The organism is Streptomyces sp. NPDC012888, assembly GCF_042900645.1.
GTDB lineage: Bacteria > Actinomycetota > Actinomycetes > Streptomycetales > Streptomycetaceae > Streptomyces.
In genome coordinates this window covers 65,915-87,935 of record NZ_JBIBBM010000013.1, presented here as the reverse complement: position 1 = coordinate 87,935, position 22,021 = coordinate 65,915, and the positions used below count along the sequence as shown (strand labels likewise).

Annotated in this window: 23 protein-coding genes, 1 tRNA gene and 1 pseudogene; 17 read left to right on the top strand and 8 right to left on the bottom strand. The window is 73.5% G+C overall.

Annotated features, from left to right (window positions below):
• The first annotated feature begins 200 nt into the window (after positions 1-200).
• The 14 genes from ACFY61_RS22620 (at position 201) to ACFY61_RS22555 (ending at position 14,726) form a co-directional block, all read left to right on the top strand.
• Positions 201-572 carry an SAV_915 family protein gene (locus tag ACFY61_RS22620; RefSeq protein WP_389474502.1) on the top strand — a complete coding sequence of 124 codons (372 nt, stop codon included), beginning with the start codon at positions 201-203 and terminating at the stop codon, positions 570-572.
• Between the two features lie 17 nt (positions 573-589).
• Positions 590-1,924 (top strand): diaminopimelate decarboxylase, encoded by a 1,335-nt coding sequence (gene lysA / locus ACFY61_RS22615; RefSeq protein ID WP_389474501.1) that lies wholly within the window; start codon positions 590-592, stop codon positions 1,922-1,924.
• Between the two features lie 355 nt (positions 1,925-2,279).
• Positions 2,280-3,458, top strand: a complete 1,179-nt coding sequence (locus ACFY61_RS22610; RefSeq protein WP_389474499.1) for an acyl-CoA dehydrogenase — start codon at positions 2,280-2,282, stop codon at positions 3,456-3,458.
• A 55-nt stretch (positions 3,459-3,513) separates the two neighbouring features.
• The gene (locus tag ACFY61_RS22605) at positions 3,514-3,972 is read left to right on the top strand and encodes an RrF2 family transcriptional regulator (protein WP_389474497.1); all 459 of its coding nucleotides are present in this window, start codon (positions 3,514-3,516) and stop codon (positions 3,970-3,972) included.
• Positions 3,973-4,095: 123 nt separating this feature from the next.
• Positions 4,096-4,197 (top strand): putative leader peptide, encoded by a 102-nt coding sequence (locus tag ACFY61_RS22600; RefSeq protein WP_389474495.1) that lies wholly within the window; start codon positions 4,096-4,098, stop codon positions 4,195-4,197.
• Positions 4,198-4,453: 256 nt separating this feature from the next.
• Positions 4,454-5,572 carry an aliphatic sulfonate ABC transporter substrate-binding protein gene (locus tag ACFY61_RS22595; RefSeq protein ID WP_389474493.1) on the top strand — a complete coding sequence of 373 codons (1,119 nt, stop codon included), beginning with the start codon at positions 4,454-4,456 and terminating at the stop codon, positions 5,570-5,572.
• A 47-nt stretch (positions 5,573-5,619) separates the two neighbouring features.
• On the top strand, positions 5,620-6,411 hold the full coding sequence (locus ACFY61_RS22590) for an ABC transporter ATP-binding protein (RefSeq protein WP_389474492.1): 792 nt from the start codon (positions 5,620-5,622) through the stop codon (positions 6,409-6,411).
• Positions 6,398-7,282, top strand: coding sequence for an ABC transporter permease (locus ACFY61_RS22585; protein WP_389474491.1), 885 nt, complete (start codon positions 6,398-6,400; stop codon positions 7,280-7,282). The genes ACFY61_RS22590 and ACFY61_RS22585 overlap by 14 nt, the downstream gene beginning before the upstream one ends.
• Positions 7,283-7,563: 281 nt before the next feature.
• Positions 7,564-8,331, top strand: a complete 768-nt coding sequence (locus ACFY61_RS22580) for a GntR family transcriptional regulator (protein ID WP_389474489.1) — start codon at positions 7,564-7,566, stop codon at positions 8,329-8,331.
• Between the two features lie 84 nt (positions 8,332-8,415).
• Positions 8,416-8,643, top strand: a complete 228-nt coding sequence (locus ACFY61_RS22575; RefSeq protein ID WP_389474487.1) for a ferredoxin family protein — start codon at positions 8,416-8,418, stop codon at positions 8,641-8,643.
• A gap of 14 nt (positions 8,644-8,657) precedes the next feature.
• Complete coding sequence (locus ACFY61_RS22570) at positions 8,658-10,019, top strand: ABC transporter substrate-binding protein (RefSeq protein ID WP_389474485.1); 1,362 nt, start codon at positions 8,658-8,660, stop codon at positions 10,017-10,019.
• Positions 10,016-10,909, top strand: a complete 894-nt coding sequence (locus ACFY61_RS22565; protein ID WP_389474484.1) for an ABC transporter permease — start codon at positions 10,016-10,018, stop codon at positions 10,907-10,909. Before ACFY61_RS22570 ends, ACFY61_RS22565 begins: the two co-directional genes overlap by 4 nt.
• Positions 10,906-11,703 carry an ABC transporter ATP-binding protein gene (locus ACFY61_RS22560; RefSeq protein ID WP_389474482.1) on the top strand — a complete coding sequence of 266 codons (798 nt, stop codon included), beginning with the start codon at positions 10,906-10,908 and terminating at the stop codon, positions 11,701-11,703. Before ACFY61_RS22565 ends, ACFY61_RS22560 begins: the two co-directional genes overlap by 4 nt.
• 119 nt (positions 11,704-11,822) lie before the next feature.
• Positions 11,823-14,726: a fumarate reductase/succinate dehydrogenase flavoprotein subunit gene (locus tag ACFY61_RS22555; protein ID WP_389474700.1), complete on the top strand. Its 2,904-nt coding sequence runs from the start codon at positions 11,823-11,825 to the stop codon at positions 14,724-14,726.
• A 64-nt stretch (positions 14,727-14,790) separates the two neighbouring features.
• Here ACFY61_RS22555 and ACFY61_RS22550 read toward each other — a convergent pair whose 3' ends face one another.
• The 3 genes from ACFY61_RS22550 to ACFY61_RS22540 form a co-directional block, all read right to left on the bottom strand.
• The gene (locus ACFY61_RS22550; RefSeq protein ID WP_389474480.1) at positions 14,791-16,095 is read right to left on the bottom strand and encodes a DUF5933 domain-containing protein; all 1,305 of its coding nucleotides are present in this window, start codon (positions 16,093-16,095) and stop codon (positions 14,791-14,793) included.
• 198 nt (positions 16,096-16,293) lie between these two features.
• Positions 16,294-16,497 carry a hypothetical protein gene (locus ACFY61_RS22545; RefSeq protein WP_389474478.1) on the bottom strand — a complete coding sequence of 68 codons (204 nt, stop codon included), beginning with the start codon at positions 16,495-16,497 and terminating at the stop codon, positions 16,294-16,296.
• A 428-nt stretch (positions 16,498-16,925) separates the two neighbouring features.
• Positions 16,926-17,087 (bottom strand): hypothetical protein, encoded by a 162-nt coding sequence (locus tag ACFY61_RS22540; RefSeq protein WP_389474476.1) that lies wholly within the window; start codon positions 17,085-17,087, stop codon positions 16,926-16,928.
• Between the two features lie 162 nt (positions 17,088-17,249).
• Between ACFY61_RS22540 and ACFY61_RS22535 the strand changes: the two are divergent.
• Positions 17,250-17,570, top strand: a pseudogene (locus ACFY61_RS22535) (tyrosine-type recombinase/integrase); the annotation flags it as partial.
• A 98-nt stretch (positions 17,571-17,668) separates the two neighbouring features.
• Here the strand turns inward: ACFY61_RS22535 and ACFY61_RS22530 are convergent.
• Positions 17,669-17,742, bottom strand: a tRNA-Pro gene (locus ACFY61_RS22530).
• 134 nt (positions 17,743-17,876) lie between these two features.
• Here ACFY61_RS22530 and ACFY61_RS22525 point away from each other — a divergent pair.
• Both ACFY61_RS22525 and ACFY61_RS22520 read left to right on the top strand, forming a co-directional pair.
• On the top strand, positions 17,877-18,581 hold the full coding sequence (locus tag ACFY61_RS22525) for a transketolase (protein WP_389474474.1): 705 nt from the start codon (positions 17,877-17,879) through the stop codon (positions 18,579-18,581).
• A 44-nt stretch (positions 18,582-18,625) separates the two neighbouring features.
• Positions 18,626-19,564, top strand: a complete 939-nt coding sequence (locus ACFY61_RS22520; RefSeq protein ID WP_389474473.1) for a transketolase family protein — start codon at positions 18,626-18,628, stop codon at positions 19,562-19,564.
• Between the two features lie 277 nt (positions 19,565-19,841).
• On the opposite strand, the gene ACFY61_RS22515 is transcribed toward ACFY61_RS22520, so the two are convergent.
• From ACFY61_RS22515 to ACFY61_RS22500, 4 genes are all read right to left on the bottom strand, one after another.
• Positions 19,842-20,390, bottom strand: coding sequence for a GAF domain-containing protein (locus ACFY61_RS22515; protein WP_389474471.1), 549 nt, complete (start codon positions 20,388-20,390; stop codon positions 19,842-19,844).
• 110 nt (positions 20,391-20,500) lie between these two features.
• Positions 20,501-21,094, bottom strand: a complete 594-nt coding sequence (locus ACFY61_RS22510; RefSeq protein ID WP_389474469.1) for an ATP/GTP-binding protein — start codon at positions 21,092-21,094, stop codon at positions 20,501-20,503.
• Positions 21,072-21,401, bottom strand: coding sequence for a DUF742 domain-containing protein (locus tag ACFY61_RS22505; RefSeq protein WP_389474468.1), 330 nt, complete (start codon positions 21,399-21,401; stop codon positions 21,072-21,074). Before ACFY61_RS22505 ends, ACFY61_RS22510 begins: the two co-directional genes overlap by 23 nt.
• A gap of 104 nt (positions 21,402-21,505) precedes the next feature.
• On the bottom strand, positions 21,506-21,949 hold the full coding sequence (locus ACFY61_RS22500; protein WP_389474699.1) for a roadblock/LC7 domain-containing protein: 444 nt from the start codon (positions 21,947-21,949) through the stop codon (positions 21,506-21,508).
• Positions 21,950-22,021: the final 72 nt, after the last annotated feature.

Sequence of the window (22,021 nt, the reverse complement as noted above, 5' to 3'; positions counted from 1 at the left end):
AATGTAGTGGACCGGGAGCGTCGCGCGACAGGTCGTCCTCGGCCGTCAGGGACGCGTACGGACCGGGCCGGGTGGCGTCAAGGTGCCGTCAGGGCCGCGTCCGCAGCCTCCGCGGCGGGTCTAACTTCGGTGGTGCGCACCCGGATCCGCCTGCCGGCGGTGGGGTGCTCCTGCCCTTCACGGTCCGTTGAGGAGGACCCATGTGCCTGTTCACGTACGACGACGAGGCCGAACCCGAGGAACGGGTCCCGGCCGGACCCCTCTTCGTCCCGGTCCGGCCGGGAACCGCGCCGGTGGTGGTACGGCTGTTCCGCACACCGCTGGGCGAACGGACCGCCGTCGGTTTCACCAGCGCCGGCCGGCTGGCGGCCCTGCTCGGTGCGGAGCAGCCGTGGATCCGGCTGTCCGGGCGGGCGTTGCGGGCGATGGCCGAGCCGCTCGGGGTGGCCCTGCTGACGGTCGACCCGACGTTCACGGCGCCCGCGGTGACCGCGGTGCCGGCGGTTCCGGAGTCCGCGGCCGCCGGTGCCGCCGCCGCGGAGGCCGCGGACCTCGCGGGCCGGGCGTCGTGACCGGGCGGGGGGAGACGATGACCACCGCGGTCGTACCGGGGGCGGGCTCGGGCACGGGTGACCTGTCCGTCTGGCCGGCCTCCGCGGCGCGGCTCGCGGACGGGGACGTCGCCGTGGGCGGGGTGCCGCTCGGAGCGGTCGCCGACCGGTTCGGCACGCCGGTCTACGTGCTGGACGAGGGCGAGGTGCGGGAGCGCTGCCGGACGTACCGGGAGGCGTTCGCCGGGGCCGAAGTCCTGTACGCGGCCAAGGCGTTCCTGTGCCGGGCCGTGGTGCGCTGGGTGCGCGAGGAAGGGCTGGGGCTGGACGTCTGCTCGGCGGGCGAGCTGGAGCTGGCGGTCACGGCCGGGTTCCCGCCGGAGCGGATCTGGCTGCACGGCAACGCCAAGTCCCCGCGCGACCTCGCCGGTGCGCTGCGGCTCGGCGTGGGCCGCATCGTGATCGACGGGCCCTCGGAGATCGCCCGGATCTCGGCCGGGGCCGGTCCGCGGGCCCGCCAGAAGGTGCTGGTGCGGGTGGTGCCGGGCGTGTCCGCGGGCGGGCACGACAAGATCCGTACCGGGGTCGAGGGACAGAAGTTCGGGCTGTCCCTCGCCGACGGCTCGGCGCTGGACGCCGTGCTCCGGGTACTCGCGCAGCCGCGGCTGGAACTCACCGGTCTGCACTGCCACATCGGGTCGCAGATCACGGCGGTGGAGCCCTACCTGGTGGCGGTGCGCCGCATGGTGGGGCTGATGGCGCGGGTCCGGGACACGGCGGGGGTCGTTCTGCCGGAACTCGACGTGGGCGGCGGGCACGGCGTCGCCCACCGGCCGGGCGAGCCCGCCCTCGACCCGGTCGAGCTCGCCCGGGAGCTGCGGGGCGTCCTGGCGGACAGCTGCGCCACGGCGGGACTGCCCGTGCCCCGGCTGGTGATCGAGCCGGGGCGGGGCGTGGTGGGACCGGCGGGCGTGGCGGTGTACCGGGTGCTGGCCGTGAAGCGGAGCGGCGGCACGCTGTTCGTCGCCGTCGACGGGGGCATGGGCGACAACCCCCGGCCGGCCCTGTACGGGGTGCGGTACGCGCCGCGGCTGATCGGCCGCGCGTCGGCGGCGGCCCCGCTGACGGCGACCGTCGTGGGGCGGCACTGCGAGGCCGGGGACGTCCTGGCCGCCGGGGTGGGACTGCCTGGCGACGTCCGCCCGGGCGACCTGCTGGCCGTGCCCGTGGCGGGGGCGTACCAGCTGTCCATGGCCTCGGGCTACAACCTGGTGGGCCGCCCCCCTGTGGTCTCGGTGCACGGGGGCTCCGCCCGCCTGCTCGTCCGGCGGGAGACGTTGGAGGACGTCCGCCTGCGCGACATCGGCGACTGACCGGCGCGAGGGCGGTCCCGCAGTCGACCTCCCCGGCTCGCCCGTCCGCGTCCTGACGGGTGGTCAGGACCCTCACGGACGGGAGGACCCTCCTGCACCCGGCCTCGGCGACCGCGCAGCGCGGTTCCTCCACCCGCGGCGGGAGCGGGCGCGTCGCCGGTGGACCTCGTCGGCCGCTCTTCGGCCGCACCGCTCCGGCCGGCTGACGGGCGGGCCGGAGTGGTGCGGCCGGCCCGGTGGGTCGGGTCGTCTCTCGCGCCGGGACGGGGTTGTCCGCCATTCGGTCAACCCCTTGCCGGGCGGGCCGGGTTCGGGAACCATTCCCTATCAATCCGATAGGGAATATGGGGATCCAGTGACGACCACCGTCGACGCACGGCCCGCCGAAGCGCGGCGGCGCGCGCTCCTCCGTACCGCCCGCGACGTGGCGGAGGACCTCGCCGCGGACGCCATCGCCCGCGACCAGGCGGGCAAGCCTCCGGTCGACGAGACGGCCAGGCTGCGCGAGGCCGGCCTCCCGGCGGCCCTCACCCCGCCCGGGCCGGACCGCGGCACGGACTGGCGCACCGGATGCGCCGTCATACGCGAGACGGCCGCGGCCGACAGCTCCGTCGGCGAGCTGCTCGCCCGCCACTACGCCCACACGTGGAGCGGCCGCTTCTACGCCGGCCAGGACCGCGCCGCCGCCCTCGAGGAGGAGTCGACGGACGGGCAGTGGCTGTGGACCGGATCGATCCGCCCGCACCGCCCGTGGGCCGACGTCCCCGGCGGCCCCGACGCTCCCGGGGCCACCGCACCGGCCACCCTGCGCCCCCGCGGCTCCGGCTACGTGCTGGACGGGCGCCGGTTCCTGGACACGGCGGTGGCCACGGCCGACCAGATCGTGCTGGACGCCGTCTGCACCACCACCCGCGAAGTCCTCGTCGTCCGCGTCCCGGCCACCGCGCCGGGCGTGACCGCCGAGCCGGCCCACGACCGTCTCGGCCAGCGGGTCGCCGGTGCGGGCAGGCTCGTCCTCGACCGGGTCGCCGTCACCGCCGGGCAGGTACTGGGCGTCCGCCCCGCCGACGAGGAGTCGACCGCACCGTTCACCGCACTCGCCGAGCCCGCCCTGCGGCTCGCCCTCTGCCAGGTGGCGCTCGGCACGGCCGAGGGCGCCCTCGCCGAGGCCCGCGACCTCAGCCGGGGCACCCGCGCCGGCCGGGACCAGGACCTCTTCCTGACGTACGGCGAGCTCGCGACCGCCGCGCAGACGGCCGCCGTCGTGGTCGACCGCGCGACGGAGGTCATGGCCCGCGCCCTCGGCGCCGGCCCGGCGCTGGGCGCCGACGAGCCGGCGGCGGTGGCCGCCCTCGTCGCCACGGCCGAGACCGTGACCGCCGAGGCCGCCCTGCGCGTCGCCGCGCGCGTACTGGAGATCGCCGACGCGCCCGGCCTGGACCGCTTCTGGCGCAACGCCCGCGTCCTGACGGCCCACCGCCCGGCCGCGCACCGGCTGCGCTCCATAGGCGAGCACTACCTCAACGGCTCGTGACCCCCTCGGCGCGGGCGCCGCAGGCAGCCCCGCGGGCGTACGGGATAATGGCCACATGCGGATCTCAGCCAGGGCGGACTACGCGGTACGGGCCGCGCTTCAGCTCGCCGCGTCCCAGGACGGCGGGCCACTGAAGGCCGAAGCCATCTCCGTCGCCCAGGAGATCCCGCACAAGTTCCTGGAAGGCATCCTCAACGACATGCGCCGGGGCGGTCTGGTGCTCAGCCAGCGCGGCGGCAACGGCGGCTACCGGTTGGCCAAACCCGCCCGCGACATCACCGTCGCGGACGTCATCCGCGTCGTGGACGGACCGCTCGTCTCGGTACGCGGCGTCCGGCCCCCGGACCTCTCCTACACCGGGCCCGCGGAATCGCTGCTGCCGCTGTGGATCGCCCTGCGGTCCAACGTGCGCGAGATCCTGGAGGGCGTGACCCTCGCCGACGTCGCGTCCTCCCACCTCCCCACCGACGTCACCGCGCTGACCCACACACCCGAGGCCTGGACCAACCCCTGACCTGGGCTTTCTCGGCTGCTGAGACGCGATCGTCCACTATGTGATCGCACCCTTGGGGGCGGGCGCGCCTTCTGCCACTATGCCTACCAACCAGGTGGGAAAACTAGGAATCGGGGGCAGGCCGTGCGAACCACACACCGTGCGGGCCGAGTTCTGCCCCCGCTCACCTCTCGCCGCCACATCGACCTGCTGCGCACGTCCAGCGCCATCTGTCGGCCCTTCTGACGCCGCCCTGCGGCGATCCCCCGGTCGTTCCGGCGCAGCCGCCCCACCAGGGCGCTCACTGCCCGCGCACACGGCCGTACGTCCCCGGCACACACTCGCCGCGCACGTTTCCGCGCCGGCGTGCGACGCCGCACGCGCTGACGACACCGCTGCTTCCGTCCGAGGAAGCCGGCGGACCCCGTGAGGCGTGCCGCCGCGCGCTCCCCCCGCTCTTCGTCACGACCCTCGTGTCACCACCCTCCGAAAGGACACCTCCGTGTCTGCCGCAAGACCGCTCCCCACCACCCTGCGCGCCCTCGCCGTCACGGCGACCCTGCCCCTGCTGCTCACCGCGTGCGGATACGGATCCGAGGGCAAGAAGGACACGCCCTCCGACGCCAAGGCCAACGTGGCCGCGGACGGCGTGAAGCTGTCGGCGCCGGAGGTGCGGATCGGCTACTTCCCGAACCTGACGCACGCCACGGCCCTGGTCGGCCTCCAGGAGGGGCTGATCGCGAAGGAGCTGGGCGGCACCAAGATCAAGCCGCAGGCGTTCAACGCCGGCCCGTCGGAGATCGAGGCCCTCAACGGCGGCTCGCTCGACATCGGCTTCATCGGCCCGTCCCCCTCCATCAACGGCTATGTGAAGTCCAAGGGCCAGAACCTGCGCATCATCTCCGGCTCCGCCTCCGGCGGGGTGAAGCTGGTGGTGAACCCGGACAAGATCAAGACCCTGGACGACCTCAAGGGCAAGCGGATCGCGACCCCCCAGAAGGGCAACACGCAGGACGTCGCCTTCCTCAACTGGATCGCGGAGAAGGGCTGGAAGGTCGACCCGGAGTCCGGCAAGGGCGACGTCTCCGTCGTCCGCACCGAGAACAAGGTGACCCCGGACGCCTTCAAGTCCGGTTCGATCGACGGCGCGTGGGTGCCGGAGCCGACGGCGTCGAAGCTGGTCACGGACGGCGCGAAGGTCCTGCTCGACGAGACCGACCTGTGGCCCGACAAGAAGTTCGTGATCACGAACGTGATCGTGTCGCAGAAGTTCCTCAAGGAGCACCCGGACGTCGTCGAGGCCGTCCTCAAGGGCACGGTCAAGACCAACGAGTGGATCAACGCCAACCCGGACAAGGCCAAGGCGTCCGCGAACGCCGCCCTGAAGGCGGAGACCGGCAAGGAACTCGCTGCCGCCGTCATCGACCCGGCCTGGGCCGGCATCGACGTGACCGACGACCCGCTCGCCGCCACCCTCAAGACCCAGGCGGACTACGCCGTGAAGGCCAAGCTCATCGAGCAGCCGGACCTGACCGGCATCTACGACCTGACGCTCCTGAACAAGGTCCTCAAGGCCGCGGGCAAGCCCGAGGTCTCCGACGCCGGCCTCGGCGCCAAGTAATCAGGCACGCGGGGATCTCCCCCCCAATCCCCCAGGAGGTGACGACCATGGCCACCACACTCGCCAAGGCTGCCGAGGACACCGCGACGGCGGCGACGCACGCCGCACGCATCCAGCACGTCTCGAAGTCCTTCACCGGCCCGGCCGGCACACAACTCGTCCTGGACGACATCAGCCTCGATGTCGCACCCGGAGAGTTCGTCACCATCCTGGGGGCCTCCGGCTGCGGCAAATCCACCCTCCTGAACCTCGTCGCCGGCCTCGACCGCCCCACCACCGGCACCATCGACACCACCGGCCGCCCCGCCCTGATGTTCCAGGAACACGCCCTCTTCCCCTGGCTCACCGCCGGCAAGAACATCGAACTCGCCCTCCGCCTACGCGGCGTACCCAAAACCGAACGACGCACCGAAGCCGAACGGCTTCTGGAGCTGGTCCGGCTCGGCGGCGCCCACGGCAAACGCGTCCACGAACTGTCCGGCGGCATGCGGCAACGCGTCGCCCTGGCCCGCGCCCTCGCCCAGGACAGCCGACTCCTCCTCATGGACGAACCCTTCGCCGCCCTCGACGCCATCACCCGCGACGTCCTCCACGGCGAACTCACCCGCATCTGGGAAGCGACCGGTCTGTCGGTGCTGTTCGTCACCCACAACGTCCGCGAAGCCGTCCGCCTCGCCCAACGCGTCGTGCTGCTCTCCTCCCGCCCCGGCCGCGTCGCCAAGGAATGGACCGTCGGCATCCCCCAGCCCCGCCGCATCGAAGACGCCGACGTCGCCGAACTGTCCCTCGAGATCACCGAACACCTCCGTGGGGAGATCCGCCGCCATGGCCAGCACTGAAACCAAGCCCAAAGCGGACGACCTCGCAGGCCTCGAAGCCGGACTCGACGCCCTCGACGCCGTCGAGATCCGCCGCACCCCCATCCGCGAGGTCCTCACCAAGAAGGCCCTCCCCCCGACCGTCGCCGTCACCCTCGTCCTGGCCCTCTGGCACACCCTCGTCACCACCGGCACCGTCGACGAAGCCAAACTCCCACCCCTGCCCGCCGTCTTCGACAGCCTCGCCCAGATGTGGCTCCAGGGCACCCTCTTCGACGTCATCTGGACCTCCGTCTCCCGCGGCCTGCTCGGCTTCCTCCTCGCCCTGGCCATCGGCACCCCCCTCGGCCTCCTCGTCGCACGCGTCAAGTTCGTCCGCGCCGCGATCGGCCCCATCCTCTCCGGCCTGCAATCCCTCCCCTCCGTCGCCTGGGTCCCCCCGGCCGTCCTCTGGTTCGGCCTCAACGACGCCATGATGTTCACCGTCATCCTCCTCGGCGCCGTACCCTCCATCGCCAACGGACTCGTCTCCGGCGTCGACCAGGTCCCACCCCTCTTCCTCCGCGCCGGACGCACCCTCGGCGCCACCGGCCTCCGCGGCATCCGGCACATCGTCATGCCCGCCGCCCTCCCCGGCTACGTCGCCGGCCTCAAGCAGGGCTGGGCCTTCTCCTGGCGCTCCCTCATGGCCGCCGAGATCATCGCCTCCTCCCCCGACCTCGGCCTCGGCCTCGGCCAACTCCTCGAAAACGGCCGCAACAACATCGACCTCCCCGGCGTCTTCCTCGCCATCGCCCTCATCCTCGTCGTCGGCATCGCCATCGACCTCCTCGTCTTCAGCCCACTGGAACGCCGGATGCTCCGCAACCGCGGCCTGCTGATGAAGGCCTGACACCCGTACCGCGCCGGTCCGCCCGGCACCCTCAGCACCGGCTCCGCCCAGGCATCAAGCCCGGCGGAGCCGGTGCTTTCGTATGCTGTCGGAACGCCTCGTTCCGAGGGCCGGGGCGCCGTCCGCATGATGGTCGTCCAATGTCCACGTTGTGGGCAGCGGAGTGGCGGATCTCGCCGATCCATCCACAAAACCGCAGGTCAAGCCGTTTCTCACGGCCCGTCAGGTGGCGCAACACGGCGGCAACACCACCGCTGTCGCACTCCCGGTACGTTCTTTCCATGCCCGCCGAACCCGCCCCCGCAGCCCTCCCGGTCGCCGCCGCGCGCCGTCGCCGGCTGCGTGCGGACCGGGCCCGGCAGCTCGCCGACCTGCTGCGCCACCAGATCCTGGCGGGCGGCTTCCCCGGCGGGGTACTGCCCCTGGAAGACGTCATCGCCGCCGACTTCCGGACCAGCCGCAACACCGTCCGGCAGGCGCTGGACCTGCTCCGCGGCGAGCAGCTCGTCGAGCGGCAGCCCGGTGTCGGGACCGTGGTCGTCTGCCAGAAGTACCCGCACGGCCTCGACCGGCTGCAGGGCCTGGCCGAGACGCTGCACGAGCACGGACGGGTCACCAACGAGATCCGTACGGTGGGCCCGGTCACCGCCCCGGGCCCGGTGGCCCACCGGCTGGGCCTGCCCGAGCACGCCGACGTCCTCTGCGTCGAACGGCTGCGTCACCTCAACGGACTGCCGCTGTCGCTGGACCTGTCCTACCTGCCCATGGACCTCGGTGCCGAGCTGCTCGGGTGCGACCTGGAGAACACGGACGTGTTCCGGCTGCTGGAAACGCTGACCGGCGGCCCGCTGGGCCACGCCGCGATCACGTTGGAGGCCGTCAACGCCGACGCGCACTCCGCCGCCGTGCTCCAAGTACCGCGCGGGGCAGCCGTGCTGATGCTGGAGCGGCTGACGTGTCTGCCCGACGGCCGGCCGGTGGACCTGGAGTTCATCCGGTTCCGCGGTGACCGCATCACCATGAGCGGCGTGCTGCAGCGCTCCGTGTGATCCGGGCCGCCGCCCCTTCTTCCTCCCCTCCCCCTTCCCCCCTTCCCCCATTCGCCGCCCTCCGGGCGGCCGTTGGAGACAGCCATGCCCCTTGTGCCCCAGCGCGCCGATGTGCCCGTGACCATCGACGAGTCCAAGTGCATCGAAGGCTGCACCCTCTGCGTCGACATGTGCCCGCTCGACTCGCTCGCCATCCGCGAGGACAACGGCAAGGCGTACATGCACGTGGACGAGTGCTGGTACTGCGGCCCCTGCGCGGCCCGCTGCCCCACCGGCGCGGTCACCGTCAACATGCCCTACCTGCTCCGGTGAAAGGCCCGACTCCCATGTCTCCCATGTCTCCCAAGGGGATCCCGCTGCTGCGGCTGCTGCCGCTCGTCCTGCTCCTCCCGTCGGCCACCGCCTGCGGTGCCGACACGGGCACCGGCGGCGACGCCGGCCCGAAGACGGTCACCGTGACGGTCGGCTACCAATCGAAGACGATCAACACCGTCACCGCCGGCACCCTGCTGCGCTCCCTCGGCTACTTCGAGGAAGAGCTCGCTGCGCGCGGGAGGAAGGACGGCACCACCTACCGGGTCAAGTGGCAGGACTACGCCACCGGGGCCCCGATCACCGCGCAGATGACCGCGGGGAAGATCGACATCGGTTCGATGGGCGACTTCCCGCTGCTGCTCAACGCGGCCCGCGGCAAGGAGCTCAAGCAGCCGACCCGGCTGGTCGCGGTGACCGGGTACAACCTGCGCGGCGGCCTCAACACGGTGGTGACCAGGCCGGGTTCGCCACTTCGGTCGCTGGCCGACCTGCGCGGCAAGAAGGTCTCCACCAGTGTCGGCTCGGCCGCGGACGGAACCCTGGTCCGGGCCCTCCAGCGGGCCGGCCTCGACCCGGCGAAGGACATCCAGAAACTGAACCAGCAGCCCAGCGTGGGGGCTTCGTCGCTGGCCGGGGGCAGCGCGGACGCCCTCTCCCAGTTCGTCGCATGGCCCGGGCAGCTGGCCTTCGAGGGCCGTGCCACGGCCCTCTACGACGGGGCGGAGCTGAACCTGCCGACCTTCCACGGGGTGACGGTCCGCGCGGAGTTCGCCGAGCGGCGGGCCGGGGTCCTCGACGACTTCCTCAGGGCACAGCGTCGCGCCACCGACTACCTGCGCGAGCGGCCGGTCGCCGCCGCCGAGTCGGTGGCGAAGGAGACCGGACTGCCTGCCGAGGTGGTCTACCTCTACAACGGTGCCAACGGCATCGCCACCTTCGACCCGGAGCTCCGTCCGGAGCTGATCGCCGCGCTGAAGGAGGACGTGCCGGTGCTGAAGGCGGCTTCCCTGGTCAAGGACGTCGACGTGGACGCCTTCGTCGACCCGGCGCCGCTGGAGCGGGCCGTACGGGCCCCCGCCTACCCCAAGGCCGGAGCCGCCAAGCCCGAGCTGTGGCTGAAGGGGCAGGGCACCACCCGCACCTTCGACAGCCCCGAGGAGCTGCTGAAGGCCGCCAAGGGTGCCGACGTGCGGGCCGCGTACGTGCCGGACGCGGTGACGGGCACGCTCTGGTTCGCCGACAAGGCGGTGTGGGTGGCGGACGGCGGCGACCTCCACGCCTTCGTCACGCCGGCCGGCGCCGAGAGGTACGCGGGCGGCCGCCCCGGGGCGCGGGTCATCGACTACGCCGAGGCCGTGGGACTGGCGTCGTGAGCGCGGGCCGCTGGCTGCTGCGCGGCGCGTCACTGGCCGCGGCCCTCGGCCTGTGGCAGCTGCTGACCGCCCTGGACGTCAACCTGTGGCTGCGGTTCGAGCAGTTCCCGACGGTCGGCGAGGTGTGCTCGGCCTTCGCCGACCGGCTGGGCACCGCCGCGTACTGGCAGGACCTGGTCCACAGCCTGCGCCGGATCGTGGCCGGCTTCCTGCTGGCCTCGGTGCTGGGGGTGGCGGTCGGGACGGCGGTCGCGCGGTCGCGGTGGGCGGCCGACCTGCTGGGCCCGCTGCTGGAGGTGGTGCGGCCCGTGCCGGCGATCGCCCTCGTCCCGGTCGCCATCCTGCTGCTGCCGACCAACGAGCAGGGCATCGTGTTCATCACCTTCACCGCCGCGTTCTTCCCGGTGGTGGTGTCGACCCGGCACGCGGTGCGGGCCCTCGCCCCGGTCTGGGAGGAGGCCGTGCTCACCATGGGCGGCGGCCGGCTGCGGGTGCTGTTCGCCGTGGTGCTGCCGGGTGCCCTTCCCGGCGTCTTCGGCGGTCTGTCGGTGGGCGTCGGCGTCTCGTGGATCTGTGTGATCTCCGCGGAGATGATCTCCGGGGAGTACGGGGTGGGCTACCGCACGTGGCAGGACTACACGGTCGTCGACTACCCGGGCGTGTTCGTCGGCATGGTCACGATCGGCGCCCTGGGCTGGCTGACCTCCACCGCCGTGGAGCTGCTGGGCCGGCGGGCCACCGCCTGGCTGCCCCGTACGGCCACGGCCGGCGCCCCGGCCCCCAGGCGGCCGGCGCTCCGCCGGCCCGGCGGCCCCACGGCCGCGGCCGCGGCCGACCCCGCCCCCACGGACACGGTCCGCGCCGCTCCCCGGAAGGAGCCCGTCCCATGAGCACCCCCACTCCCCCGGACACCGCCGCCCCGGACACGGCCGCGCCGTCCGCCGCCCCGTCCGCCGGCGCCGAACTCGCCCTGGACGGCCTCCGGCTGGGCCACCCGGACGGCACCGCCCTGCCGGGCACGGTCACCCTGCGCATCGCGCCCGGGGAGCTGCTGGCCGTGGTCGGGCCCTCGGGCTGCGGCAAGTCCACCCTGCTGCGCACCCTCGCCGGGCTGCTGCCCCCGCTGGACGGGCGGCTCACCCAGGACGGGGAACCGGTCACCGGGCCGGCGGCCGACCGGGCGCTGGTCTTCCAGCACGACGCCCTGCTGCCCTGGCGCACCGTCCGCGCCAACGTGGAGCTGCCGCTGGCGATCCGCCGGGTGCCGCGGGCGGAGCGGCGCAGGTCCGCGGCCGACTGGCTGGAACGGGTCGGGCTGGGCGGGCACGGGCACAAGCTGCCGCACCAGCTGTCCGGCGGCCAGCGGCAGCGCGCCCAGCTGGCCCGGGCGCTGGCCGGCCGGCCCCGGGCGGTCCTGATGGACGAGCCGTTCGGCGCGCTCGACGCGCACACCCGCACCGGCATGCAGGACCTGCTCGTCGACGTGCTGCGCGGCACCGGCGCGACGGTCGTCTTCGTCACCCATGACGTGGACGAGGCCCTCCACCTCGGCGACCGGGTCGCCCTGCTGGGCTCCGGCCGGGTGCTGGACGTACCGCACCCGCGCGGGCGCGGGGCGCGGCACCCGGACGGCACCGCCGGCTTGCGCCGCCTCGTCCTCGAATCCCTGGACGGGTCGCCGTGAACCCGCGCGACCCGCACGCACCCGCGGGCACCCCGGTGCCCGGCATCCGAAAGGCAGCACCTCCCGTGGACACCCCCGTGGACACCTCCGTGGCTTCCCCCGTGGACTCCTCCTCCCCCATGCCCGTACCCTCCCCCGCCGACGCGCGGGAGCTGTCCTGCGACGTCCTGGTCGTCGGCGGCGGGACCGCCGGCACCATGGCCGCCCTGACCGCGGCCGGCCTCGGCGCGCAGGTGCTGCTGCTGGAGAAGGCGCACGTACGGCACTCCGGGGCGCTCGCCATGGGCATGGACGGGGTCAACAACGCGGTCGTCCCGGGACGGGCCGAACCCGACGACTACGTCGCCGAGATCACCCGCGCCAACGACGGGATCGTCGACCAGTCGACCGTCCGGCAGACCGCGACCCGCGGCTTCGCGATGGTCAAGCGACTGGAGTCGTACGGGGTGAAGTTCGAGAAGGACGAGCACGGCGAGTACGCGGTCCGGCAGGTGCACCGGTCCGGCTCGTACGTGCTGCCGATGCCGGAGGGCAAGGACGTCAAGAAGGTCCTCTACCGGCAGCTGCGGCGGCGCGAGATGCGGGAGCGGATCCGGATCGAGAACCGGGTCATGCCGGTCCGGGTCCTCACCCACCCGGACGACGGGCGGGCGATCGGTGCGGCCGGGTTCGACACCCGCACCGGGGAGTTCGTCACCGTGCGGGCGGGCGCGGTGATCCTGGCCACCGGGGCGTGCGGCCGGCTCGGACTGCCCGCGTCCGGTTACCTGTACGGGACGTACGAGAACCCGACGAACGCGGGCGACGGCTACGCCATGGCCTACCACGCCGGGGCCGCGCTCACCGGCATCGAGTGCTTCCAGGTCAACCCGCTGATCAAGGACTACAACGGGCCGGCGTGCGCGTACGTCGCGAACCCGTTCGGCGGCTACCAGGTGAACCGGCACGGCGAGCGGTTCGTGGAGTCGGACTACTGGTCGGGGCAGATGATGGCCGAGTTCGCGGCGGAACTCGCCTCCGACCGCGGGCCGGTGTACCTCAAGCTCAGCCATCTGCCCGAGGAGACGGTCTCCGCCGTCGAATCGATCCTGCACACGACGGAACGGCCCACCCGCGGCACCTTCCACGAGGGGCGCGGCCACGACTACCGCACGCACGACATCGAGATGCACATCTCGGAGATCGGGCTGTGCGGGGGCCATTCGGCCTCCGGCGTGCGGGTGGACGCCCACGCGCGCACCACGGTGCCCCGGCTGTACGCGGCGGGCGACCTGGCGTGCGTACCGCACAACTACATGATCGGCGCGTTCGTCTTCGGCGACCTGGCCGGCGAGGACGCGGCCCGGTACCGGGCGTACGAGGGGGAGCTCCCGCGGGACCAGGTGGAGGCCGCCCACGAGCTGGTCTACCGTCCGCTGCGCAACCCCGGCGGGCCGCCGCAGCCGCAGGTGGAGTACAAGCTGAGGCGGTTCGTGAACGACTACGTGGCGCCGCCGAAGACGGGGGCGAGGCTGTCCCTGGCGGTGGAGGCGTTCGACCGGATGGCGGTGGAGATCTCCGGGATGGGGGCGCGCACCCCGCACGAGCTGATGCGGTGCGCGGAGGTCGGCTTCATCCGGGACTGCGCGGAGATGGCCGCGCGGGCGTCGCTGGCCCGCACGGAGTCGCGCTGGGGCCTGTACCACGCCCGGACGGACCACCCGGAGCGGGACGACGAGGGCTGGCTCCACCACCTGGACCTGCGCAAGTCGCCGTCGGGGGCGATGGAGTTCACGGCGCGGCCGGTCGAGCCGTACGTGGTGCCGGTGCCGGGGTTCTCCCCGGAGCCGGGGCCGGAACGCCTGCTGGGCGAGGTGGCCCTGGTGCCGGTGGCCACGGCCGGTCCGCGGGAGGCCGCTCCGGCAGCCCGCGGGGTGGTGTCCACGGCGGACGGGGCCGCGGCGGACGGGGCTGCGGCGGACGGGGCTGCGGTCGGGGCGTCGGGTGGTGCCGGGGTGGACGGTGCCGGGGCGTCGGAGGGTGCCGGGGTGGACGGTGCCGGGGCGGACGGCTCACCCGGGGTTCCCGCGGCTCCCGCGCCCGCCCTGCTGCGCGTGCTGTCGCTGGCCGAGGAGTCCCCCGACCTCGACGCGCTCCGCCCCTACCTGGCGGACGCCGACGCCGCGGTGCGGGCGGCCGCGGTCGCCGCGCTCGCCGAGACGGTGCCCGCCGGTGCGGGGCCCGCGCTCGCCGCCGCCCTGCGGGACGGCGCGCCGGCGGTCCGGGCCGCCGCGGCGGCCGCGCTGCGCGAGCTCGTCGAGGTGCTGCCGGCCGAGCCGGAGCTGGGCGAAGGGCTGCGGTCCGCGCTGGACGTCGCCGACCCGGCCGTCCGGGCCGCCGCGCTCGACGTGCTGCGGGCGCTGCGGCTGGGCGATTCGGCGACGTACGCCGCCGCGCTCTCCGACGCCGAGATCGAGGTGCGGACCACGGCCGTGCGCGGGCTGGTGTCGGTGGACGCGGTGGCCGCGCTGGGCGTGGCCGCCGCCGACCCGGCGCGTGAGGTGCGGGTCGCGGTGGCCCGCGGCCTGGCGGCCGTGCACGCCCCGGCTCCCGCACCGCTCGGTCCGCTGCTGGAGGACCGCGATCCCCTGGTCCGGGGCGCGGCCCTGGGTGCGCTGGCCGTCACCGGCTGCCCGCCCGAGTACGCCGTGCGGGCCGTGGCGGCGCTCGGCGACCCGGCCTGGCAGGTGCGGGCGGGCGCCGCGACCGCGCTGCGTGCGGCCGGGGCCGGGCAGGCCGTCCCCGCGCTCGCCGCGGCACTGGCCGACGGGAACGCGGACGTCCGCAAGGCCGCCGTGCTCTCCCTCCTGCACCACCGGGAGGCGCCCGGGGCCCGTACCGCCCTGGTCGGGGCCGCCTCCGACGCCGACGCGGACGTCCGCGCCTACGCGTCCCGGGCGGCGGCACCGCGCCGGGCGGAGCCGGGACCGGCGGAGCCCGGACCGGCCGGGCGCGGCCGTGCTCCGCGCCCCGGGGGTGAGTGAGCGGGCGCCGGCATCTGCGGAGCCGTGGCCGTGGCCCGGCTCCGCCTCCGCGGCCCGCGCCGGATCAGACCAGTTCCGGCGTGCGTTCGCGCCGGGGCCGCGGTACCGGCACCGGGACGGCCGTACGGTCCCATTCCCGGGTGGTCCGTACGAAGCCGTAGATCACCGAGCACATCGCCAGGACGAGCAGCGGCCCGGACAGCCACGGCAGCGCGGCCATCTCCGTCGGCAGGAAGCGGTACGACACGAGGTACGCGACGAAGACCGCCGCGCCGTGGCCGACGAACAGGGTCGCCCGCCGGTCCCAGCCGCGGGCCAGGGCGCGCAGCGCCGCGTCGATCGTGAGCGTGAAGACCACGCCGGCGATGATGTCCGCGCCGTAGTGGTAGCCGAAGCCCAGCGTGGCGCCGAGCGTCGCGATCAGCCAAAACGTTCCTGCGAGCCGCATGGCCAGTGGGCCCCTGCGGGAATGCACGTAGATCGCGGTGGCCCATGCCGTGTGCAGGCTGGGCATGCAGTTGCGCGGGGTCTCCCCGTCGAAGGGCATGGGGAGCGGGGTGTCCAGCGGCGGCGGCGTGTGCGGCCAGAGGTTCGCCAGCGCCCAGCCCTCGCCGTCGGCGCCGTAGGCGAAGATCGGGCCGACCACCGGGAAGATCATGTAGATACCGGGCCCGAGCAGGCCGATGACCAGGAAGGTGCGCACCAGGTGGTGGCTCGGGAAGCGGCGTTCGGCCGCCACGTTGCGCAGCTGGTACAGCGCGACGGCGACCGCCATCACGGCGAGCTGGATGTAGACCCATTCGAGGACGTGGAAGCCGACCGTGCCGGTGGCCTCGACGATCCGGCCCGCCACCCACGAGGGGTTGCCCAGGGCGTGGTCGGCGGTGGCCACGTACTGGTCGAGCACCATGGGGCGGGTCTTGGAGGTGATGAGCAGCCACGTGTAACCGGTCTTGCGGCCGGCCACGAGCAGCAGGGCCAGGCCCACGCCCTTGAGCAGCAGGGCGCGTTCACTGCCGGTACGGCGCGTGACGGCGATCACGGCGCAGCCGAGGGTGACCCACAGCGCGCCGTTGCCGTACATCATCTCGGCGCCGACCAGCCACCGGACGAACCAGAACACCAGGTCGATCGCGATCGCGGCGCCGACGGCGACGAACCGCTGCCGCCAGGTGAGGACCACCATCATCAGCGCCATGGCGGCGTACAGGACCGTCCCCGACTGGGGCGCGAAGATCACCTCTCGGGCCTGGACGGTGATCGGGCCGGGTACGCCGTAATGGCGGGCGGCGGCCTCCAGGGCGACGAAGAACCCGAAGGCCACCACACCCACTGCGGCCCACAGCAGGACCTTCGGTCGACGCCACACGGGGGGTTCGATCCCGCCGTCCGGGCGCGAAAGTACTCGTGATGCCGCAGATATCAATTTTCAGCCGATGTTCATATCTCAACGTGGTCAGTGTTGGCTCGAACATGCTAGCGGAGCGGGTGGGTTCCACCGGCGCGCGGAGGCAAGCAGGCCGAAAAGCCACGCCTCACCCGCCGGGACGGCGCGCTGCCGCCGTTCTCACCTGTTCGCCTCGCCGCACTCCCGCGCGCTCAGCCCCTCGCAGTCGTACCACGCCGTGTCGACGGCCATGACACATCCGCCCCAGAGGATGAGGATGCCGACGGCGAGGACGAGGGACATCCGCACGAGGAACCAGGGCCATGACACCACGGGGACGGCGCGCTCCGGCTCGCGGGGGTCGTAGGTCAGTTCGGTCGCCACCGAACTCGTCCTACCGATTGCTGACCATTGCGCGGTGAGTTCGGCTGCGGACCCCGTCCTTCCCGATCTCGGCGACAGGATGTCCGGGTGCGTGCTCATGTCGTTCCTGACGATCCCCATGCGTGCCGGCGTCGGCCGGGGCCCGGAACAGCCGGGGTGACCGAGGTGCTCCGCAGCGCATGGCCCCCTGGGACCGAAACTCGTTCTTCCGGCCGAAGAAGCCGGCGACGGACGCCGGGCCGTCCGAGCGCAACTTCTCGCCACCAGTGCCGCGCCCGTCTGGACACGGCGAGGCGAGGTTCCCGATGGCACGCTTGACCACCGGTTCACTACGGGGCAGAAGCCTCTGATCCCCGATGCCCGCCAGAGCGGACCAAGCCCAACACGCAACCCCGGCTCATCGGGCAGTCTCTGCGTGCGCCCTCAGGTCAGCGAAGGCCATCCGTGTCGTCGAACTCTTCGCCGATCGGGAGTGGCCGATGGTCGTCCTCCGAGATCTCGCCATAGACGACTGAGGAGACCGCCCTGTCGTATGCCTCGTCGAGACCGTTCCCGCTTGTGCCGAGGATGTTTTCCCAGTCAATTCCCATACCGGCGATCCTATCCGAACTGCCCGACACTCTCGGTGATTTGGGACACTGCGGCCGTGCAGCCGCACGGCCTGGAGCTACATCCGCCGACGGATGCACGGGCCCGTGGCCGACCAGCACGATGTGCCCCTCGACGCACGGATCCACACGACCGGCGTGAGCTTCTTTGGACCGCGCGGCGGACGCATCTCCACCGCGGTCCTGCGCGACGCCACGCACTGGGACGACGTCGTCACCGAGCTCGGCGCCGAGCACCTCCGGCGGCACGACCTCCGCCACACCGGGCCGACATGGTTCGCCGACGCCGGCGTCCCGCTGCACGTGCTTCGCAAGATCGCCGGACACGGCTCACTGACCACCACACAGCGCTAACCGCACCCCGACGCTGACCAGATCACAGCAGCTGGGGCCGCACCCTCTGCGCACCTCATGACGCTCCGCGCACCTCGTTCACTGCCACCCACGGCAATGGCCGCCGTCTGACCCGTTCAGACCGGCTTGGTCCCCAGCTGGTCCCCAAAAACGATCTCGAGGCCGTATCGGATGCTTCCGATACGGCCTCTGACCTGCGTATTCGCAAGTCGGGACGACAGGATTTGAACCTGCGACCCCTTGACCCCCAGTCAAGTGCGCTACCAAGCTGCGCCACGTCCCGATGCCCGCTGACCTGGGGTTTCCCCCGGATGAACGCGCACGAGAACAATACCGCACTTCGGGGAGTGGTCGCGCGCTCCTTTCCGGCGACGTCGTGGTTGACCTCAAGTCCCCTTGAGGTTGCACGGTGGGCACATGACCCAGGGAACCGCGGACACGGAAGTCCGCCGCTACGAGGACCTGCGCCCGCTCATGGCGCTGATGACCGGCGCCGAGAAGCACGGACCCGCCGCCACCTCCACCCTCGACGTGCTGTGGGTGCTGTACGACCGGGTGCTGCGGGTGGGGCCGGGAACGGCCGGCGACCCGGAGCGGGACCGGTTCCTGTTGTCCAAGGGGCACGGGCCGATGGCGTACTACGCGGTGCTCGCCGCCAAGGGGTTCCTCCCGGAGGAGTGGCTGCCGGGCTTCGGCTCGTACGACTCGCCCCTCGGGCACCACCCCGACCGCACGCTCGTCCCCGGCGTCGAGATCGGCAGCGGCTCCCTCGGGCACGGCCTGCCCCTGGCGGTCGGTACCGCGCTCGGACTGCGGGCGCAGGGGCTGACCGGGCCCGCCGTCTGGGTGCTCATCGGGGACGCCGAGCTGGACGAGGGAAGCAACCACGAGGCCCTGGCCTACGCCGGGTCCGCGGGACTGGAGCGGCTCCACACCGTCGTGATCGACAACGACTCGGCCACGCACGGCTGGCCCGGCGGTATCGCCTCCCGCTTCGAGGCGGCCGGCTGGGCGGCGGTGACCGTCGACGGCCGGGACCACGAGGCGCTGTACGCCGCGTTCACCGCACCGCACCCGGGACGGCCGCTCGCGGTGGTCGCCCGGGTCGAGAAGAAGGCCTGACCGCAGCCTCAGCAGGGCAGGGCAGTACAGAGCAGGGCAGGGCGATGCAGGACGAGAAGCAGGAGTACGGGGAGGGAACGGGCATGGACACCATGCGGGAGAGGTTCGTCACGGTGACCTCGCGGCTGCTGGACGAGGACCCGCGGCTGGCGCTGGTGCTGGCGGAGATCAGCATGGACGGCTTCCGGCCGGCCCGGCAGCGGCACCCGGACCGGGTGCTCAACGTCGGGATCCGCGAGCAGCTGCTCGTCGGGGTCGGCGGCGGGCTGGCGCTGACCGGGCTGCGGCCGGTCATGCACACGTTCGCGAGTTTCCTGGTGGAGCGGCCGTTCGAGCAGGTGAAGCTGGACTTCGGCCACCAGGGGACGGGCGGGGTGCTGGTCAGCGCCAGCGCCTCGTACGACTGGCCGGCCGGCGGGTACACCCATATGGCCCCCGGGGACGTGGCCCTGCTGGACACGCTGGACGGGTGGACGGTCCACGTGCCCGGCCATCCCGACGAGGCGGAGGCGCTGCTGAGGCACGCGTACGCGGCCGGGGACGACAAGGTGTACGTCCGGCTGTCGCAGTTGTCGAACGCCGCCGCTCGGCCGGTGGGCGGGCTGGGCCTGCGGACCGTGCGGGAGGGCACCCGCGGGGTGGTCGTGGCGATGGGCCCCACCCTGGACGACGTGCTCGCCGCGACCACGGGCCTGGACGTGACCGTTCTGTACGCGGCGACCGTGCGTCCCTTCGACGACGCGTCGCTGCGTGCCGCGGCACGGCGGGCGGGCGCCGACGTGGTGCTGGTCGAGCCGTACCTCGCGGGGACCTCGACGGCGGCGGCGAACGACGCGCTGGCCGAGGTGCCGCACCGGGTGCTGGGGCTGGGCGTGGGCCGGGCCGAGCTGCGCCGCTACGGGACGGTCGAGGAGCACACGGCCGCGCACGGCCTGGACCCGGCCGGGCTGCGGCAGCGGATCACCGCCTTCCTGGACGTGTAGACGTACGGGACGGCTGCGGGGCGTGCGAGGGCCGAGGCGGGAGCGGCTGGCCGGTCAGGGGGCTGCGGTCAGCGGCGCTGCGGTCAGCGGGGCCGCGGGCCGCCCAGGGTGCTCTCCGGCAGCGCGAGTGCGACCGAACGCACGTCCTCGGCGGTCACGGCCATCGGTCCTCCTGCGTCCGGGCGTCTGCGCACACCCCTGCGGCCCCTGCCGGCCCGGTGGCGCGGGGGTGCCGGCGGTCCCTTCGCACGGTAGTCCCGTGACTGCCGCCCGCGCCTCACCGGAGACCGGTGTCCTCGCGCCGGTGGATGCGTTCCACCAACTCCGCCGCCAGCTCCTTGATCGTCACGAGGCCTTCGTTGCCCCACCGCCTGGGCACCCGGTCCACGGCGCAGACGGTCCCCAGGACCACGCCCTGCCGGTCTGTGATCGGGGCGCCCAGGTAGGACCGGGCCCCGTCCTCGTCCACGACGGCGTTCCCGGCGAAGCGCGCGAAGTCCCTCACGTCCTCCAGGACCAGCGCCCGGCGGCGCACCAGCACGTGCGGGCACCAGCCGTGGTCGCGGGCCAGCACCCGGGCCGGATAGCCGCTGGCCGGGGCGCCCGGGGAGTGGTGGAGGCCGGCGAAGAACTGCCGTTCGGCACCGGGCAGGTTGACCCCGGCATAAGGGGTGCCGGTGGTCTCGGCGACCCGCCGGGCGAAGGCGTCGAGCTCGGGATCGGTCCGCTCCCCCAGGCCCAGGGCGCGCAGTCGGGCGACGCGCGCCGGGGCGTCCCGGTCCGCCGGGGTGAGCAGCAGGTGTCCGGTCGAGTCGTGGTACGTCATGGTTCCCCCTCGGTCGGGCCGGGGCGCGCCGGCCGCTGTGCGGGCTCTGCCGTGCCCGCCGTGTCGCCTCTTCGGCATCACCGGTGTCGTGTCGGTCACCCGCCCGCCGGTCAGCCGTCCCGGCTCCGGGTCAGCAGGTGCTGGAGGAGGGTGATCAGTGCTCCGGTTGCGGAGCGGGCCAGGCGCGCGTCGCACCGTACGACCGGCACCTCGGCCTCCAGGCCGACCGCCTCCCGTACCTCGTCGCACGTGTAACGGTGGCCGTCGTCGAACTCGTTGACGGCGACGACGAAGGCGATGCCGCGCCGTTCGAAGAAGTCGACCGCCGGGAAGCAGTCGGCCAGTCGGCGGGTGTCGGCGAGGACCACCGCGCCGAGGGCGCCCGTGCACAGTTCGTCCCAGAGGAACCAGAACCGCTGCTGTCCTGGCGTGCCGAAGAGGTAGAGGATCCGGTCGGCGTCGATGGTGATCCGGCCGAAGTCCAGGGCCACGGTGGTGGTCGTCTTGGTCTCGACGCCGGCGAGCGGGTCGGTGGCCGCGCCGAGTCCGCCGATCAGTTCCTCCGTGCAGAGCGGCTCGATCTCGCTCACCGCGCCGACGAAGGTGGTCTTGCCCGCCCCGAACCCGCCCGCGACGAGGACCTTCAGCGTCGCGGGCAGGTCAGGGGACGGGGTGTGGGTCTCAGAGCTTTCTACGCAGACCATCGAGCACCGCCTGGAGCAGGGAGAGGTCGTCGGCCGGGCTGTCCGGGAAGTACGGCGCCCGCGCCGTGACCGCCCCGGCCTGGACGAGGTCGGACAGCAGCACTTTGGTGACCGCCGCCGGCAGCCGCAGCTGGGCCGCCACCTCCGCGACCGACACGGCGGCCGTGCCCGCGCAGAGCCGCAGCGCGAGGGTGTGGTCGGCGCCGAGCGGCGGCCGGAGCCGTACGCCGGTGGCGGTCACCAGGGACAGCAGGTCGAGGTGGACGGCCGGACGGGTCCGGCCGCCGCTCGCGGTGTACGGGCGCATGACGCGTCCCGCGGAGTCGTCGAGCCAGGCGGGGCCTTCGGCCCCGGAAGCCCCGGGCCACCAGGTCGCGTCGGACCGCGCCGCGGCTCCGGGTTTCCGGGCCCTCACCGCTCGGGGGTGGCGGCGGCCGCACGCCGGGGCGGGGCGGCGAGGTACGGCCGTACGCTCTTGACCAGCATCGCCATCTCGTAACCGAGGACCCCGGCGTCGGCCTCGCGGTCGGCGAGCACGGCGAGGCAGGTCCCGGCGCCGGCGGCGGAGACGAAGACCAGGGTGGAGTCGAGTTCCACGACCACCTGGCGGACCTCGGCCCCGTCCCCGAACCGGGCGCCGGCGCTCCGGCCGAGGGAGTACAGACCGGAGGCGAGCGCGGCCAAGTGGTCGGCGCTGTCGGCGTCGAGGCCGTGCTTGCACGTGACCAGGCCGTCGGCGGTGAGCAGTACGGCACTGCGGGTGTAGGGCACGCGTTGGACGAGTCCGCTCAACAGCCAGTCCAGGTCGGAGAGACGGCGCTGCGCCGGCGGGGCGGCGACGGCTTCGGTGGGCATCACGGGCACGGACGGCACGGCGGGGGTGGCGGACATGGCGGGCATGGCCGGCGTGGCGGGCACGGCGGGGGT